This window comes from Halonotius roseus, from assembly GCF_006861655.1.
GTDB classification, from domain to species: domain Archaea; phylum Halobacteriota; class Halobacteria; order Halobacteriales; family Haloferacaceae; genus Halonotius; species Halonotius roseus.
The window spans coordinates 601,076-615,720 of record NZ_SESI01000001.1 but is presented as its reverse complement, the minus strand read 5'-3'; the positions used below and the strand labels follow the sequence as shown (position 1 = coordinate 615,720).

Here is a 14,645-nt window from a genome sequence, read left to right as displayed (position 1 = left end):
GTTATGCTGCTGATTGCGATTCATACAGCCGCATCTCGGCGCCACCATCCAACAACTGAATCACGGCCAAGTAGAACTCAACCAAAGACGGGAACGAACAGTCGTGTTTCGGGACGATACGCATCGACTCTTCTGTCGCACTCACATTGAACAGAGAACCTCGGTTCTCGTCGGTGACTTGCGCGGAGAAGTCGAGCGACCCTGCTTGCTTGGTGACATCGGTGAAGCTGAAATTCAGGTCATCACTATTCTTTGTTCCTTTGATAAAATTCTCAGCCTGCATCAACGACACCTGTTGATCAAAATCTATTTCACCAGAACTCACCTCCGGCACCTGCACTCTCAGGTTTCCCGGCACCACCTCCCGCTTCTCAAACTTAATCTGGTTTGCCACATCCAGCAATTCGAGGACGTTCACCACAACCTCGCTCAGGAGGTCGAACAGTATGTTGAAGCTCTCCTTGTTGACCGTTTCGAGTGTGAATTTACCGGATGTATCGATCCGAATAGAGACATCTTCGTGTTCGTACTGAATGCGGGTTGGGACAACGCCATACTCGTCGCGGAACTCATCAAGTCGATCTCGTCCATCGCCGCCTTTGTATTCGATTTCCCGATCAACATCTGGGCGCGTTCGAGCATCAGCAAGACTTGGCACCCGCTTCGATTTGAATTCGGAAATCCGCATATCGTCGTAGGTACTGAGGACGATCTCATTCATTGTCTGGAAGTCCTCAGTCATAATCGGCATCGGCGACAGGCAATCGCTGTGCTCCGAGACCGGACGTAGAGCCTGTCGAATCGCCTCCTCGGTTTCGGCAGTCAAAACCATCCGGAGGTCGTTCTTGTATTGGCCAAGGTAGAACTTCGCTGGCTGCTCCACGCCCTTCCTGTTCCGGTACTCGCCGACGAACTTCGTGATGTCCCCAAGCTCCTCGGTCTCGTAGTGTTGTTTGAGGTAATCTTGCCACCCCTCGTCGGAGAGGTAGAGAAAGGACTTGATTCGTTGACCGTGGTACCCTTCGAGCACACGCTCTGGTGAATCGAAGATGACTCGGCAGAACTCTTTGAGCGTGTATTGTCCTTCGGGGATGTGCATAGGGGTACCTCTGATTACTCCTTATTGGGTATCGAACAGCAGGCGGTATATTAGTTCCCCCTTCAGAGCAAAAGTAAAAAACCAGTAGCTGAATGTATTCTATTCCCTCAAATCTGGGAATATTGATAACCAACTGCTCGGGGAGAATGTCACAGCCCCAAATTAGGTGAGCCACACGTAGATACCGAAATCCGAACGAGTTTCACACTACCACCTCGTGCTAAAGTCACCCTCTGCATTCAGCACCCGGTTCGTATCCGTTTCTGCGGATTTCAACAGAGACTGTGTTTTCATTTCTTGTGTTTCTTCCAACCATGTTGTCGCTGTCGGCTCGCTAACCAATTCCGTTGCCCCCGACTCACTGATCGATGACGCTTTTCCACCCGGCGACCCACACACCGGTATGGATCCACGCATCCGCGAGCACGCCGCCACCATCGTCGACCACGCGGTCGATCTGGCGGCCGGCGACCGTGTCGTCATCCAACTCCCACCCGAGGCCGAGGATCTCGCCGTCGCCCTCTACGAGCAGTGTGGCGACATCGGCGCGATCCCGGTTTGGCTCACCCACTCCGATCGCGCCTCCCGGGCGTACCTCCGGGCGGCCGGCGAGGAGTACGAGACGCCCGACCACCAACTCGCCTTCTACGAGGAAACGGACGCTTTCATCATCGCCCGCGGCGGCGCGAACGTCACCGAGACCAGCGATGTGCCACCCGCAAACAACGCGGCGTTCAAACGCGCCTACAAGCCCGTCCAGGAGGAACGGCTCTCGAAACGCTGGTGTCTCACGCAGTATCCGACCAGCGGTCACGCCCAACTCGCCGGGATGAGCACCGAGGCCTACCAGGATTTCGTCTGGGACGCCGTCAGCCTCGACTGGGATGCCCAACGCGAGTTTCAGGCCCAGATGGCCGATCGGCTTGAGGACGCCGACGAGGTTCGGATCGTCGCTGGCGACGAGACCGACCTGACGCTCTCGGTCGCGGGCAACCACGCGCTCAACGATTACGGCGAGAAGAACCTTCCCGGTGGCGAGGTCTTCACCGCCCCCGTCGTCGACAGCGTTGACGGCGAGGTTCACTTCGATATGCCGCTCTACCGGCAGGGCAGAGAGATCCGCGACGTACGACTCACCTTCGAGGCCGGCGAGGTCGTCGCCCACAGCGCGGGCCGCAACGAGGAACTGCTGACCGAGATCCTCGACACCGACGACGGCGCGAACCGACTCGGCGAGCTCGGCATCGGGATGAACCGCGCGATCGATCAGTTCACCTACAACATGCTGTTCGACGAGAAGATGGGCGAGACGGTACATCTCGCCGTCGGGGCGGCCTACCCCGAGACCGTTGGCGACGACAACGCAACCAACGAGTCGGCCGAACACGTCGACATGATCGTCGATATGAGCGAGAACGCCCGACTCGAATTCGATGGCGAGGTCGTCCAGCGAAACGGCACCTTCGTCTTCGAGGACGGTTTTGCGGACGCCTGAGCTGGTGGGATCGCCCACTTCTGTCTATCGCGCTGTTGTCTCGGTCGTCACGATCCGGGTGTCGTCCTGATACAGCTCGACGGTCACCGTCGATCCCGGCTCGATCGTCGGCGAGTTCGTCCCGGCGAGCGTCAGGCTAGCCGACTCGCCGACCGTCCATTCCGGATCGCTGGCAGTGTTGAACGGCCCGGTCGGCCCCGGATCGAAGCCGGACGCCGAGAAGAACGGTACCGGTGGCTGGTGTCGGAGCGGCTCGTCGTCGACGCTAACGATCATCCGGAGGGCTCGCATGTCGAGCGGGTCGCCGTGGGTGTGGGTCAGCGTCAGCGTCTCCCCGTCGACCGCGAGACGCATCGCGGCCGTCGGCGTCGGCTCGGCGCGCTCCTGCAGCCCCGTCAGCCCTCCAGCGACCACCGTTGCGAGGATGACTGTCAATCCACAGAGCACGACAACGGCGACAACGGCACTCGCGCCGCGGCTGTCGTCACCCCTTCCTCCGCGGCTATCATCACCCCTTGCGTCACGCCTGTCACCACACGCGCGGCTGCCGCCACCCATGGGGGTCGCTGGCTGTGGCTTCTGATAAAAACCCTCGTTGCTGCCGACTACAGCACGCTATCGGCGTCCTGTGGGGTAAGTTCGACGAACGCCGCCGAGTCATCCTCTGCCAGGATCGTGAGCGTGAACGTCCCCTGCGGCGTCAGCGTCCACACGCTGCCGCTATCGCTTGTCGATCCGACGAAGACGCTTTCCTGGCCGTTTTGCCCGATCGACACATCGGCGGCGACCGGTTGACCGGTGTCGGCGTCGACGACGCGCACATCCAGCGGGCCGCCGACGTAGGTGCGGTCGACGGTCACGGCCAACCCATCCTGTCGTTTCGTCGTTCGTGATATCGGAACGACCTCGTCCAACGTGATCTGTTGGTGTTCGACGAAGCGTTGCTCGGTCGTGCCGTCGATAAACGTCCGCAACGAGCCGTCATCGATATCGATCGAGACGAGCGACAGCGAGCCCGGGCCGCCGATACTCCAGGTGCCGCCGCTGCGTCGCTCCCAGAACCACGGATACTGCTCGGAGACGATATCCTCAGCGGTCGCCGCGGTGATCTGGCCGCCGCTCGCGCGGTTGTCGAACCGGTAGGCCTCTCGGAGGTACGCCCCATCGCTGATCGCTGTGAGTTCGAAGTTCCCGCCACCGGCCTGAATCGACACTCGGCCGGCCGGCCGCTCGCCGCTAAACACGGCGGCAGCGTAGGCTCGTACCGGGCCATCGAGCATCCGGAGTTCGTAGTCGATGGCGGTGAGGCGATCCGACAGCTCGCGTTGGCCGTCGTCGCTGGTCGCTTCGATCCGGGCGTCGATCACGTCGACCCGGTCTCGCAGCCGATCGGCGGTCTGGCCGATCAACACCAACTCTTTCAGGAGGGCTTTCGGCTCGCGGTTGCCGGCGGCGAAGGACTCGACAGCGGCGGCCTCCCGCTGGCGAAGCCGATCGGCGGTCGCTGCTATCGCGTCGACGTTGGCGGCGAGGCGGTCGTTGTCAACCGTGTCGGCTGAGAGGTTGCGCTCGATCGCCCCGGTGGCAAGTCGATCGGTCGCGGCGGCGGTCTCAAAGCCGGCAGCCGGGCCGATGTCGACGTGGTGTCGCTGGAGGCTGCTTCGATCGATCGTCCCCCCTCGGAGCGGCAACACGTTCCGCGGGGTTGCGTTGGCCGTCTCGGTCGTGCGGTCGCCGGCGGTCGTGACCTGTAGCGGACTGGTTGTGGTTTGCAGCGAGCTAGTCGTGGCCTGCAGCGATGTCGGCGCGGGCGCACCAGCAGCGGGGGCGGCGGCGTCGCTATCGACGGCCACTGGATTGGCTGCGTCGCTGTCGGCGGGTACCACTACGGCAGCACCGATCGTCGCCGTCACCAACAGCACGGCGAACAACAGCGGGAGGGCTCTCATTCGTCGGATCTCTTTACCGGATCGACAAAAATCCATCTACAGGCGATGCGGTTGCGGCGGGCTCCTGTCACGGCGTCGGTGTGATAGAAAGCGTTTTCCGCGGCGACTGTGAGGCTCCGGTAATGCGGTTTGTTGCCCTCGGGGTGGTCTTCCTCGTTTGCCTCGCCGTCGCCCCTCCAACCGCCGTGGCCGCTGTTTCGCCCGACACCGCGTCGCCGGCATCGATCGACGCGGCGGCCGACAGCACCGCGGCCCAGCCGATCGCTCAGACGACGCCCCCGGACGGCTCCGCGTTGGCGGCCGCGGGCGTTGCCGAGCCGACAACGACATTCGAGGTGGCCCTCCAGCCGGATCGGAGTGCTGACTGGACGGTGACGGTCGTCTATGATCTCCAAACCGACGACCAGCAGACGGCCTTCGACGAGCTCGCGGCCGCCTACCAGAACGGCGAGGCTGATTTCGGGCCGACCGCCGCGCTGTATGAGAATCTCGCCGCCCGCGCCAGCGAGGCCACCGACCGGGAGATGGCCGTCGAGAACCCGAGCTACGACGCGGTTCGCCGCGGGACGACCGGCCGCCTTGAGCTGTCGTTCACGTGGACGAACTTCCTCGCCGACGCGGGCGACGAACAGCTCGTGTTCAACGACGCACTGAGCACCCCCGGCGGCACGTGGCTGTCGACGCTTGAGGACGACCAGGTACTGCGTATCACCACGCCCCGCGGCTACGCGATCACGAGCGCGAACGTTCCGTTCGCCGACAACACCGTCGAGATCGAGGGGCCGCGAACCTTCAGCGCCAACGACCACATCCGGATCTCCTTCGAGGAGTCGGTGTTCGGGGCCGGCGCGCTGCGGTTTGTTGGGGTCGCGGTGATCCTCGCCGCGATGATCATCGGTGTCGCCGTTCTGTTGCGCCGCAACGACAGTATCGCCGTCCGCGAGCGCGTTCTCCCAGGTGACGGTGACGACGACTCCGCGACGGCCGCGCCGACCGCGCCGACCGAGGAACCGGCTGAGCCCGACTCACCCGAGGAGGATCTCTCGTTGTTGGCCGACGACGAGCGGGTCGAACGCCTGCTTGAGCGCAACGGCGGGCGGATGCGGCAGGCCGCCATCGTCGAGAAGACAAACTGGTCGGATGCAAAGGTCTCACAGCTGCTGTCGTCGATGGCCGCCGAGGATCGCGTCTCGAAGCTCCGGATCGGCCGGGAGAACCTGATCACGCTGCCGGGTGTCGATGCCACCGGTAATGACGATCAGTCAGGTGGCGATGATCAGGCAAGCGGTGGCGACGGTCAGCCGGGCGACGAGCAGTCTGGCGATGCTGCCGACGACACCTCGGCCGCTGACGACAGCGACCCGCAGTCGTAGAACCGATCCGGTATCCTTCCGTCACCTACTTTGCCGCAGGTCGACTACCGAACCTATGGAGTATCTGGAGCGTCGGGTCGGGCTGGTCAACGACCGGCTGGAGGCGGTCATCGATGCCGCCGACCCCGACGCCCTGTCCGACCAACTCGGTCACGTCGTGCTTGCCGGCGGCAAGCGGGTACGGCCGGCGGTGACGATCCTCTCCTGTGAGGCTGTCGGCGGCGACCGCAAGCAGGCGATCGATTTCGCGGCCGGGATTGAGCTCGTCCACAACGCCTCGTTGGTCATCGACGACATCATCGATCGCTCGGATACCCGCCGGGGAACGCCGAGTGCGTGGGCCGAGTTCGGTTTCGGGCCGGCGATCATCGCCAGCGACGGGCTGCTCGGGGAGGCGTTCGCGCTGTTTGCCGGCAACGAGCGCGCCATGGAGATCGTCGCCGATGCGATGGTCGAACTCGGGGAAGGCGAGGCGACCGAGCTCGCGGCGCGGCCAACGACCGAGGCCGAATACATGACACTCGCCCGCCGAAAGACGGGCGCGCTGTTTCGGGCCTCGGCCGAACTCGGCGCGGTCGCCGGCGGTGCCGACCCGGAAACGGTCGAGGCCTTCGGTGAGTACGCTGAACGAGTTGGGGTTGCCTTCCAGATCCGCGACGACGTGTTGGATGCGACCGCAAGCACGGCCGATCTCGGGAAGCCAGCCGGTCAAGACGAGACGATGGATCGCCCGTCGCTGATCCAGATCACGGAGCTGACGGCCGCGGAAGGCGATCAGCGCGCACGCGATCAGTCCGACCGCGCCCTGGAAGCTCTCGATGCTGTCGACCTCCCGGAGACCGATGCTGCGGCATATCTCCGCGATCTCGCGGAGTTTGTTGTCGTCCGCGAGCGATAGCGGCGACACCGCACAATGGAAACGCTCTTTTGACTATCGCCCGCAGTGTGTGACATATGAGCAACGGCGACGACGCGACCGACGAGGCCGACACCGCGTCAACCGACGCTGACGACGCGACCGATGAGGCGTCGACCGAGTTGGCAACGACCGAGGATATCGAGGAGCGGCTCGATGCCGCCGCCGAGACGCTCGATGACGCAGCGACGGAGGCCGAGCTCGACGACGTGGAAGCGACGCTGGACGCCATCGACGACGCCATTCCGCCGGTGCCGGAGGCTGACGAGGACGACGAGGAGGAGCCCGAAGACCCCCACGAGGCGGCTCGCTCCCAGCTTGCCGAGCTCCGCGACGACCTCGAAGCGGCGCGCGGCCCCTACGCCACCGACGTGACCGACGCTATCGAGTCGGCGACAGCCGCCATCGACGACGGCGATTGGACCGAACAGGGCGAGGGCGAAGTTGTCGACGCCGTCGGCGCGTTCGTCGACGCTGTCAGCGAGCAGGTCGACACCGACGCAGGCAAGCCTGAAACCATCGCTGACACCGGCGACACCCTTGACGCGCTGGCCGATGCCGTGTCGGGAGCCGATCTCGATCCTGACGCCGACGATGAGACGATCGCCGCGCTGGTCGACGCGACCGACACGCTCGAAAGCGATCTTGAGGCCGCCCAAGAGTGGGCTGACCTCTCGGTACGAGAGACACTGCAGTCGGAGGGCTACTACGACGTGCTCGGTCACACCAAGGATTACCCGATGGAGTGGGCCGCCCTCAAGGAACACGAGAAGCGCGGTAACACCGACATGGTTCTCATGGCCCTCGACAGCCTCGATTCGGATTTCATGGAGGAACACTGTCTTGACTCGCTCGAACGGATGGGCCCGGTTGCCGCGACCGACGAGGCCGTCGAGACGATGCTCGCCCGCGCGGAGAAACGCGACAAACCCGCGATTCGGATTCTCGGCAAGATGGGTGCGACCGAGGCTGTCGAGACGCTGATCGAGTACGTCGATGCCGACAGCGACGCGCCGCTGCAGAAGGTCACCTTCCGCGCGCTCGGCGAGCTCGGCGATGAGCGCGCCGTCCAGCCGCTGGCCGACAAGCTGCTGATGGACAACGACGTGGTTCGCCCGCAGGCCGCCCGCGCGCTCGGGCTCATCGGCGACACCCGCGCGATCAAGCCGCTGTCGGAGACGCTGAAAGCCGATGATGACGCGAACGTCCGCGCCCAAGCCGCGTGGGCACTTCGGCAGATCGGGACGAAACGCGCCCTTGAGGCTGTTGTCGATCACGGTAGCGACGAGACGTTTGTCGTGCAGACCGAACTCGATAAGGCACGCGAGGAACTCGACGCCGCGGTGCCGAACGCCTAAGCCGACTGCTCGGTAGCTGTAGCTCCGCGCTGCTGTGATCGCCCCGGAAGCTGTCAGTCATTCTGAGACGCCGCTTTTCAGTCCGGAGCCCATACCTAAAGCGATGCCAAACGCACTATTTGTCGTCAGCGAACACGGCTACTGGGGCGAGGAATGTATCGAACCGCTGCTCCGGCTTGACGAGGCCGGTGTCGAGGTCGACGTTGCGACCCCGACCGGCGAGCCGCCGGTCGTCGATGAGCGATCGGTCGATCCCGCCGAGGTCGGCGAGGAACTCGCCGAACGGGTGCTGGAATGTGACGGAAGCGACGACCGCCTCCAGAACCCGGTGTCGATCACGACTGTCGACGCCGCCGACTACGACGCCGTCGTCTTCCCTGGCGGCCACGGCACGATGTGGGATATCAACACGGATCGCCACGCCCGCGACCTCTTGGCTGACGCCGTCGCCGGCGACGATGGCACCGCACTCGTCGTCTGTCACGCTGTCGGGCTGCTCGGCTTCACCCGTACCGACGACGGCGAGTATCTCGTCGCTGGCCGCGATGTAACCGGCTTCCCCAACGAGTGGGAGGAGGGGATCGTCGACGACCACGATCTGATGGACGACGGCCGGAAACTCCCCTACTGGGTCGAAGACGAGGTTATCGCTGCCGGCGCGAACTGGGACGCTGAACTCGACGAAGATACTAGCGTCACCGTCGACGGCGACCTGATCACGGCTCGGGGGCCGGGTTCGTCCGGTGCGGCCGCCGAGACGCTCCTGGCTGAACTCGGGATCGAAGCAACAGCCTAAGCAGCAACGGCTCGCACCGATCGCGTTTCGTTATTCTGCGTCGATTTTGAACACCGCTTCCTCGATATCCTCGCTGCGACACTCCGGACAGCGCGAGGGGTAGTTGATCGGATCGTCGTAGCCGCTGAACCCGCAGTTTGCACACTCTGGTGGTGCGACGAGAAACTCCCGCTCCTCGGCGTACCGCGTCGATCGGGCGACGTGTTGGATGTCGGTGTAGATTGTCGAGACCGGCGTATCGAGTTCGGTGGCGAGCTCGCTGGCGGTTGCTGGCCCCTCGCCGAGACGGTCGGCCAGTTGTTCACGGCGCGTGGAATCGGTCATACACAGTTCCATGGCTCGCAGGAACAAAAACGCATCTCGCAGACTCAGGGCGGTAGATGTCGGTCGTAGACGTTTCGTCGGTGGCCGACGGCTTCGACACGCAGGGTATCGCCGTTGGGATCCCACGAGATGATGGCACGATAGTCGCCGATACGGAGTTTGTAGTATGGAAACCCACGAAGTGATTTCAGGTGATGATCCGGCCACTCGGCTGCATCGTCGACCTTCGACAGTATTCGATCCGCCGTCTGGGTTTCGAGAGCGTCCAACTGGCCGATGGCCTTCTCGGTGTAGCTGACCTCAGTCATCGAGTCCTAATCGCTTGCGTGCCTCCGCGGCCGACACTGTTTCGTCGTTATCGATCTGCTCGCGGCTCGTTTCGAGTGCGGCCAGTGTCTCCTCGGAGAGTGCTGCCGGGTCGTCTACCCACTCACGGAGCGCGTCGCGGATCGCCTCGGATTTGCTGGCGTAGCCGCGCTGTTTCCATGCCGAGTCGATCTGATCGAGTAACGATTCCGGCACCCGAACGTTGATCTTCGCCATTCGGTCGTCGCCCTGCTCGCGCTCGGTGCTCATGTGCTGTGATACACTGGTATCACATAAAAACGTTCGCTGGACTGATTTTTCCTGATTCGGTCACTCGACCAACTTCGCGTCAGTGATCCGCACGCGGCCGCTGTCGCCGTTCCATTCGGTGTCGTACGCCAGTTCGATCCGGTGATCCATGTGCGGGCCATTAGTGACAAATGTCTCGAACTCGCCGCCCTCGCCGAGGAGGTGGACGCCGTACTCGTCGTTCAGTTCCCGGAGGTCGTCGATGGCGTCGGCATCGAGCGTGCGACCGAGCCACGATTCGTCTAGGCCGTAGGCCGCAACCTGAAGAATGGTGATCTCAAAACCAGCGTCCAGCATGTCGGCGGCCAGTGCCTCGGGATCGCGCTGCCATAGGGGGGCAAAGAGGTCGATCCCGAGGCGGTCACACATCTCCTGGATTCGGTTGGTCTGAAACTCGCTTTCGATGGCTCCCGCGGTGACACCCGCGAGGTCGATGTCGTCGGCGAGTTCCGTCAGGGCCGCTTCCAGCGGTTCGAGTTCGGCGTCGCCTTGGGCGGCCGAGTCGTCGGCGTCGCCGGCCGCTAGATCGCCGGGGTCGACTTCGACGAGATCGATCCCGATGCTCTCGGCGGCAACGCTGGCGAGTTGGGTTTCGGGGACGTGGTACATATACGAGTCTTCGGAGGGATGCACCGTCAGCAATCGCTCGACGTTCAACCCCTCTTCGAGGGCCTGGTACAGTGCCCACGAGGAGTCCTTGCCGCCAGAAAAGAGGCTCACCCACGCATCTGTCATACAGTCAGGGACGGCAGCCGGGGTAATACCGGCTTTGGTTACCGATGGGGGCGCAGTAGAGCCTCACGCGCCGACTGCAACAACACTGGCAGCCACGGATATCGGGGGAAGATTTGAGTCGGTAGGCTGCATACACCCGTGTGCAGATGTCCAAAAACATCCGGCTCTCCGACGAGGCGTACGAACGCCTGCAAGCCCACAAAAAGGAGGACGAGACGTTTACCGATGTCGTGCTCCGGCTCGCAGGAGAGCACTCGCTGCTCGAATTGGCCGGGATTCTCGACGACGAGGAGGCTGCTGCCATGGAAGCCGCCATCGAAGAGCGACGGGAACGCCGACACTCCGCGTTGGAGGATGTGGCCGACGAGATGCAGGGTGCCTAGCGTGCTGTTGGATACGACGTTTTTCATCGACCTGATGAACGGCGACGAGGGGGCGATCTCGAAGGCCCGCGAACTCGAAGCGAACCTCGTCCAGCAGCGACTCTCCTCGATGACGCTGTTCGAACTTTACTACGGGATCGAACGGTCGACCCAGTCGGATGCGGAACGCGAGCAAGTCGAGACCGTGCTCTCCTCGAAACCCGTCCATCCGGCCGATACCGCAGTCATGCGGAAAGCCGGTCGACTCTCGGGGCGACTCGTGAACGAGGGGAACGCTGTCGACGACGGTGACGTGATCATCGCTGCGACTGCTGCTGTGGTCGAGGAACCGGTACTCACTCGCAATTTGGCGGATTTCGAACGGTTGGGCGTCGAGGTAGAAACGTACTAGAGCGCGCCACTCGCCGTCGAAGTAGAGCTGTTCGGTATACCGGGGATCGTCACCTATACTGCTGCACCGCCGGGGACTCACAGGAGCGCTCGGCGGGTGTCCGCTGTGCGTACAGGGTCGGTGGCTGAGACTGTCGCTCCGGAAAAACGATCAACACAAAAAAGCCGTTGTGGTGGCGAAAATTCGTCGCCGACGCCTACATGTAGCCGAGATCGCGCAGTCGCTCCATCAGGTCCTCCTTATCCTGGGCGCGACCGGCGCGTTCGGTCGTGTTGTCGAGATCCTGCAGCCATGCGGGCTCGTCGGTCGTCTTCTCGGTGCTCACTTCGCTACCGAGACTCCGGAAGCCGGCGAAGTACTTCGGGGAAATCGGCACGTCGTCCTGCTCGACGCCTTCCGGTAGGTCGTCGGCGGATTCGGGCACGTAGCCATCCTCGGGGAACGCCTCGACGGTGTCCGGGACGACGTAGTTCCAGAACACATCCCACACGTCGGCTTCGTCGAACTGGAGGATCGGCTGGATGCGGTCGTGCGGCGGGTAGATGTCGGGGTCGTGGCGCGCGCTGAAGAACGTCTCGTCGGCGCGGGCCTCCTGTTCATCCCACCGGACGCCGGAGATGACGCCGTCGATGCCGTGTTCCTCAAGGGCGTCGTTGAGCGCGACGGTTTTCAGCAGATGGTTGCCGACGTAGGTGTCCAGCAGGAACGGGAAGCTGTCCTCTTCGTATTCGAGGATCTCCCGAACGTGGTGTTGGTTGTGCTCGGAGAGTTCCGACACCGGGATGTCGTCGCCGGGTTCGAGGCCGTGTTCGTCGACGTAGCTGCCCACATCCTCGTTGCGGGCGTAGACGAGGTCGATGTCCCATTCGTCGGCCCAGTGTTCGATGAAGTCGGTGATCTCATCGAAATGCTGGTAGTGGTCGATGAAGACCGCCGTCGGCTTCTCGTAGCCGTACTTTTCGGCGACCTGATTGATGAAGTACAGCGTCAGCGTCGAGTCTTTGCCGCCGGTCCACATGACCGCCGGGTTGTCGTACTGTTCGAGACCGGCTCTGGTCACGTCGATCGCCTTTTCGATCTTATCGGGCAGTCGTGGATAGTCGGCCGGATCTTCGCCCTCGCCGTCGGTGTAATCGACATCGAGGTACTCTGGGAAGTCTGCTGACATCGTGTAATGACATCTAATTAGGCGAAATAAAGGTCTTATGACAGCCGATTTCGGTGTCAGTAGTTGCCACACAGCGCGTACCCAAGCCATGGCGTTTTCCCACTGGCGCACATCAACCCACCGATGGCATCGCTCGACCCTCGCTCGATTGCGACCGGCAGCCTCATCGGTACTCTCCCGTGGCTCGCCGGCTACGCGATCACGTACCTCCTCGTCGCACCGAACCTCCGGGACTCACCGCTCAACCGGATCATCGAAACGCTTGACGGCGCGCCGGCAACTCACGAACTGGTCGGCTGGGTGTTCTACAACGCTCACTTCGTGGATGTCGTCCTCGATATCCCGATTCTCGGCAGCCAGACCACGGCCTACATCGGCGGCGACAACGGGTTCACGACAGCGTTGTATCTGGTTCCGGTGGTGCTGTTGATCGCTGGTGGCGCGCTCATCTCTCGGCAGCAAGCCGCTACTGATCCCGCATCCGGCGGTCTTGCCGGGCTGACGCTGCTGCCGGGGTATCTGCTGTTGACCGTGGTTGGTGGGCTGCTGTTCGAGATCACTGTCGGGGGAGCTACCGGCGGCCCGGATCTCACAGCCGCGATCATCCTCGCCGGCGTCATCTATCCGGCTGTTTGTGCTGGTATCGGTGGCGTCGGATGGGCGGTTCTCGAAAACAACCGGTAGGTTGCCTTGTCGCCGGGTCGACGCCGCCGCCACGGGCGACAACTCACTCAAACAGCCCAGAGACATCCTCTCGCTTTGCCTGTCGTCTCTCGACGTTCTGTCGAAGCCGATCGTAGACGATCCCACGGTGATCGCGGTCGTCGACGAACGAGGTAAGTAGGCCGATAAACTGCGACCCCGACCCGGTGACTTCCTCGCGTGCGTACTCGACCGCGCGCTCGATGATGGCCGTCTCGTAGGCGTCGTATTCGGCGGCGACGACGCCGGCAACGGTCGTGATCCCCTCGATTTCGAGGTCGGCCGCCGTCAGTTCCTGTCCCCGATAGCACAGCGGCGGGGCTGGGCCGCGCTCGATCATCTCGGGGTCGGCTTCGAGTGTTTGGAGTGCGGCGATCACGCTGTCGATGTCGATACCGCGGTAGGGCGTTGGCAACGGGGTGAGGTATCTCTGGGCCTGTCCGGCGAGGCCGACCGCGCCGTCCCAGTTCCGATCGCGGGCGTGATAGACGGCCCCGGTGAACTGGATCAACCCATGGAGGAGGCGTTCGTCGTCGCCGTCGGGGAGCTCCAGCCACGTCTCCTCCCACGGTTCGTGGGCGGCGTGGTAGTCGCCGGCGGTGTAGAGGGCGAGGCCGGCTCGCAACGCGGTGTCCATGGCCGCGTTTTGTGACGGCGGTACAAACCCTTGCCGGGGTTATCGACTGAGGCTCGAAGCAGCAAGATTTTTTGGTGGTTGCGTGGGTGTTTCGGTATGACTGAATCCCCGAAGACCATCCTTGTCGTCGACGATGAGACCGATCTCGCGGAGTCGTACGCCCTTCGCCTTGAGGATCGCTACGAGACGAAGGTCGCAACCAGCGGTGGGGAAGCACTGACAAAACTCGGCCCGGATGTCGATCTGGTGTTGTTGGATCGCCGGATGCCCGGGATGGCCGGCGACGACGTGATCAAACGGATCGACGAGTGGGAGCTTGAGTTTCAGGTCATCCTCGTCTCGGCGATCGATCCCGACACGGACATCATCGACCTCCCGTTTGATGGCTATCTCACGAAATCTGTCTCGACGGATGAACTGCTGGATGCCGTCGAGCAGGCGTTCCTGAAACAGCGATACGAGGAGCTTGTCGCCGAGTACAACGCGGCCGCCGAGACCTACGATGTGCTCCGGGAGGCCCATACCCAAACAGAGCTCGACGACAACGAGGAGTTCGCCGAGCTTGAAGCTCGCCTGGCGGAGCTCAAAGAGGAGTTCGACGAGACGATCGCCGAGCTTGACGACAGCAGCGTCACCGATCTGTTGGAGTAATCGCAGGGTCGGTCGAACCGCGATCTATCGATCCGAAGGGTCGAACCGCGATC

The 14,645-nt window shown here is 62.9% G+C and carries 18 protein-coding genes; 9 read left to right on the top strand and 9 right to left on the bottom strand.

All coding sequences use genetic code 11. From position 1 onward, the window contains the following. Position 1: 1 nt before the first annotated feature. Positions 2–1,099, bottom strand: a complete 1,098-nt coding sequence (locus EWF95_RS03300) for a hypothetical protein (RefSeq protein ID WP_142442632.1) — start codon at positions 1,097–1,099, stop codon at positions 2–4. 403 nt (positions 1,100–1,502) lie between these two features. On the opposite strand from EWF95_RS03300, the gene EWF95_RS03295 reads away from it, so the two are divergent. Beyond that, complete coding sequence (locus EWF95_RS03295) at positions 1,503–2,594, top strand: aminopeptidase (RefSeq protein WP_142442631.1); 1,092 nt, start codon at positions 1,503–1,505, stop codon at positions 2,592–2,594. A gap of 24 nt (positions 2,595–2,618) precedes the next feature. Here the strand turns inward: EWF95_RS03295 and EWF95_RS03290 are convergent, their stop codons facing one another. Next, the gene (locus EWF95_RS03290) at positions 2,619–3,152 is read right to left on the bottom strand and encodes a type IV pilin N-terminal domain-containing protein (RefSeq protein ID WP_142442630.1); all 534 of its coding nucleotides are present in this window, start codon (positions 3,150–3,152) and stop codon (positions 2,619–2,621) included. A gap of 47 nt (positions 3,153–3,199) precedes the next feature. Then, complete coding sequence (locus EWF95_RS03285; protein ID WP_142442629.1) at positions 3,200–4,543, bottom strand: DUF7094 domain-containing protein; 1,344 nt, start codon at positions 4,541–4,543, stop codon at positions 3,200–3,202. Between the two features lie 122 nt (positions 4,544–4,665). Between EWF95_RS03285 and EWF95_RS03280 the strand changes: the two genes are divergently transcribed. From EWF95_RS03280 to EWF95_RS03265, 4 genes are all read left to right on the top strand, one after another. After that, complete coding sequence (locus tag EWF95_RS03280) at positions 4,666–5,916, top strand: helix-turn-helix transcriptional regulator (protein WP_142442628.1); 1,251 nt, start codon at positions 4,666–4,668, stop codon at positions 5,914–5,916. Between the two features lie 55 nt (positions 5,917–5,971). Further along, the gene (locus tag EWF95_RS03275) at positions 5,972–6,814 is read left to right on the top strand and encodes a polyprenyl synthetase family protein (RefSeq protein WP_142442627.1); all 843 of its coding nucleotides are present in this window, start codon (positions 5,972–5,974) and stop codon (positions 6,812–6,814) included. A gap of 56 nt (positions 6,815–6,870) precedes the next feature. Next, a complete protein-coding gene (locus tag EWF95_RS03270) occupies positions 6,871–8,190 on the top strand; it encodes a HEAT repeat domain-containing protein (protein ID WP_142442626.1) in 1,320 nt (439 codons plus the stop codon). Between the two features lie 103 nt (positions 8,191–8,293). Beyond that, positions 8,294–8,986, top strand: coding sequence for a type 1 glutamine amidotransferase domain-containing protein (locus EWF95_RS03265; protein WP_142442625.1), 693 nt, complete (start codon positions 8,294–8,296; stop codon positions 8,984–8,986). A gap of 30 nt (positions 8,987–9,016) precedes the next feature. On the opposite strand, the gene EWF95_RS03260 is transcribed toward EWF95_RS03265, so the two are convergent. Genes EWF95_RS03260 through EWF95_RS03245 form a run of 4 tightly spaced genes read right to left on the bottom strand, consistent with a single transcriptional unit; the run spans position 9,017 to position 10,660 of the window. Beyond that, positions 9,017–9,310 (bottom strand): transcriptional regulator, encoded by a 294-nt coding sequence (locus EWF95_RS03260; protein WP_142442624.1) that lies wholly within the window; start codon positions 9,308–9,310, stop codon positions 9,017–9,019. A 44-nt stretch (positions 9,311–9,354) separates the two neighbouring features. After that, positions 9,355–9,618 carry a type II toxin-antitoxin system RelE family toxin gene (locus tag EWF95_RS03255; RefSeq protein ID WP_142442623.1) on the bottom strand — a complete coding sequence of 88 codons (264 nt, stop codon included), beginning with the start codon at positions 9,616–9,618 and terminating at the stop codon, positions 9,355–9,357. After that, positions 9,611–9,886 carry a ribbon-helix-helix domain-containing protein gene (locus EWF95_RS03250; RefSeq protein WP_142442622.1) on the bottom strand — a complete coding sequence of 92 codons (276 nt, stop codon included), beginning with the start codon at positions 9,884–9,886 and terminating at the stop codon, positions 9,611–9,613. Before EWF95_RS03250 ends, EWF95_RS03255 begins: the two co-directional genes overlap by 8 nt. A gap of 60 nt (positions 9,887–9,946) precedes the next feature. Further along, positions 9,947–10,660, bottom strand: a complete 714-nt coding sequence (locus tag EWF95_RS03245) for a diphthine--ammonia ligase (RefSeq protein ID WP_142442621.1) — start codon at positions 10,658–10,660, stop codon at positions 9,947–9,949. A 146-nt stretch (positions 10,661–10,806) separates the two neighbouring features. On the opposite strand from EWF95_RS03245, the gene EWF95_RS03240 reads away from it, so the two are divergent. Next, positions 10,807–11,043, top strand: a complete 237-nt coding sequence (locus EWF95_RS03240) for an antitoxin VapB family protein (protein ID WP_142442620.1) — start codon at positions 10,807–10,809, stop codon at positions 11,041–11,043. A gap of 1 nt (position 11,044) precedes the next feature. Continuing rightward, on the top strand, positions 11,045–11,434 hold the full coding sequence (locus EWF95_RS03235; protein ID WP_142443139.1) for a type II toxin-antitoxin system VapC family toxin: 390 nt from the start codon (positions 11,045–11,047) through the stop codon (positions 11,432–11,434). A 196-nt stretch (positions 11,435–11,630) separates the two neighbouring features. On the opposite strand, the gene EWF95_RS03230 is transcribed toward EWF95_RS03235, so the two are convergent. Continuing rightward, complete coding sequence (locus EWF95_RS03230) at positions 11,631–12,602, bottom strand: phosphoadenosine phosphosulfate reductase family protein (protein ID WP_142442619.1); 972 nt, start codon at positions 12,600–12,602, stop codon at positions 11,631–11,633. A gap of 123 nt (positions 12,603–12,725) precedes the next feature. Here EWF95_RS03230 and EWF95_RS03225 point away from each other — a divergent pair, with 123 nt between their 5' ends. Continuing rightward, positions 12,726–13,286: a hypothetical protein gene (locus tag EWF95_RS03225; RefSeq protein ID WP_142442618.1), complete on the top strand. Its 561-nt coding sequence runs from the start codon at positions 12,726–12,728 to the stop codon at positions 13,284–13,286. A 43-nt stretch (positions 13,287–13,329) separates the two neighbouring features. On the opposite strand, the gene EWF95_RS03220 is transcribed toward EWF95_RS03225, so the two are convergent. Then, positions 13,330–13,941 carry a DUF309 domain-containing protein gene (locus EWF95_RS03220; protein ID WP_142442617.1) on the bottom strand — a complete coding sequence of 204 codons (612 nt, stop codon included), beginning with the start codon at positions 13,939–13,941 and terminating at the stop codon, positions 13,330–13,332. A gap of 96 nt (positions 13,942–14,037) precedes the next feature. Here EWF95_RS03220 and EWF95_RS03215 point away from each other — a divergent pair, with 96 nt between their 5' ends. Continuing rightward, positions 14,038–14,592, top strand: a complete 555-nt coding sequence (locus EWF95_RS03215; protein ID WP_142442616.1) for a response regulator — start codon at positions 14,038–14,040, stop codon at positions 14,590–14,592. The last annotated feature ends 53 nt before the right edge of the window (positions 14,593–14,645 follow it).

What these genes read in the sequence shown, in the direction of transcription:
- EWF95_RS03300 (WP_142442632.1), bottom strand. Translation starts at nt 1,099, where the DNA reads ATGCACATCCCCGAAGGACAATACACGCTCAAAGAGTTCTGCCGAGTC.
- EWF95_RS03295 (WP_142442631.1), top strand. Translation starts at nt 1,503, where the DNA reads ATGGATCCACGCATCCGCGAGCACGCCGCCACCATCGTCGACCACGCG.
- EWF95_RS03290 (WP_142442630.1), bottom strand. Translation starts at nt 3,152, where the DNA reads ATGGGTGGCGGCAGCCGCGCGTGTGGTGACAGGCGTGACGCAAGGGGT.
- EWF95_RS03285 (WP_142442629.1), bottom strand. Translation starts at nt 4,543, where the DNA reads ATGAGAGCCCTCCCGCTGTTGTTCGCCGTGCTGTTGGTGACGGCGACG.
- EWF95_RS03280 (WP_142442628.1), top strand. Translation starts at nt 4,666, where the DNA reads ATGCGGTTTGTTGCCCTCGGGGTGGTCTTCCTCGTTTGCCTCGCCGTC.
- EWF95_RS03275 (WP_142442627.1), top strand. Translation starts at nt 5,972, where the DNA reads ATGGAGTATCTGGAGCGTCGGGTCGGGCTGGTCAACGACCGGCTGGAG.
- EWF95_RS03270 (WP_142442626.1), top strand. Translation starts at nt 6,871, where the DNA reads ATGAGCAACGGCGACGACGCGACCGACGAGGCCGACACCGCGTCAACC.
- EWF95_RS03265 (WP_142442625.1), top strand. Translation starts at nt 8,294, where the DNA reads ATGCCAAACGCACTATTTGTCGTCAGCGAACACGGCTACTGGGGCGAG.
- EWF95_RS03260 (WP_142442624.1), bottom strand. Translation starts at nt 9,310, where the DNA reads ATGACCGATTCCACGCGCCGTGAACAACTGGCCGACCGTCTCGGCGAG.
- EWF95_RS03255 (WP_142442623.1), bottom strand. Translation starts at nt 9,618, where the DNA reads ATGACTGAGGTCAGCTACACCGAGAAGGCCATCGGCCAGTTGGACGCT.
- EWF95_RS03250 (WP_142442622.1), bottom strand. Translation starts at nt 9,886, where the DNA reads ATGAGCACCGAGCGCGAGCAGGGCGACGACCGAATGGCGAAGATCAAC.
- EWF95_RS03245 (WP_142442621.1), bottom strand. Translation starts at nt 10,660, where the DNA reads ATGACAGATGCGTGGGTGAGCCTCTTTTCTGGCGGCAAGGACTCCTCG.
- EWF95_RS03240 (WP_142442620.1), top strand. Translation starts at nt 10,807, where the DNA reads ATGTCCAAAAACATCCGGCTCTCCGACGAGGCGTACGAACGCCTGCAA.
- EWF95_RS03230 (WP_142442619.1), bottom strand. Translation starts at nt 12,602, where the DNA reads ATGTCAGCAGACTTCCCAGAGTACCTCGATGTCGATTACACCGACGGC.
- EWF95_RS03225 (WP_142442618.1), top strand. Translation starts at nt 12,726, where the DNA reads ATGGCATCGCTCGACCCTCGCTCGATTGCGACCGGCAGCCTCATCGGT.
- EWF95_RS03220 (WP_142442617.1), bottom strand. Translation starts at nt 13,941, where the DNA reads ATGGACACCGCGTTGCGAGCCGGCCTCGCCCTCTACACCGCCGGCGAC.
- EWF95_RS03215 (WP_142442616.1), top strand. Translation starts at nt 14,038, where the DNA reads ATGACTGAATCCCCGAAGACCATCCTTGTCGTCGACGATGAGACCGAT.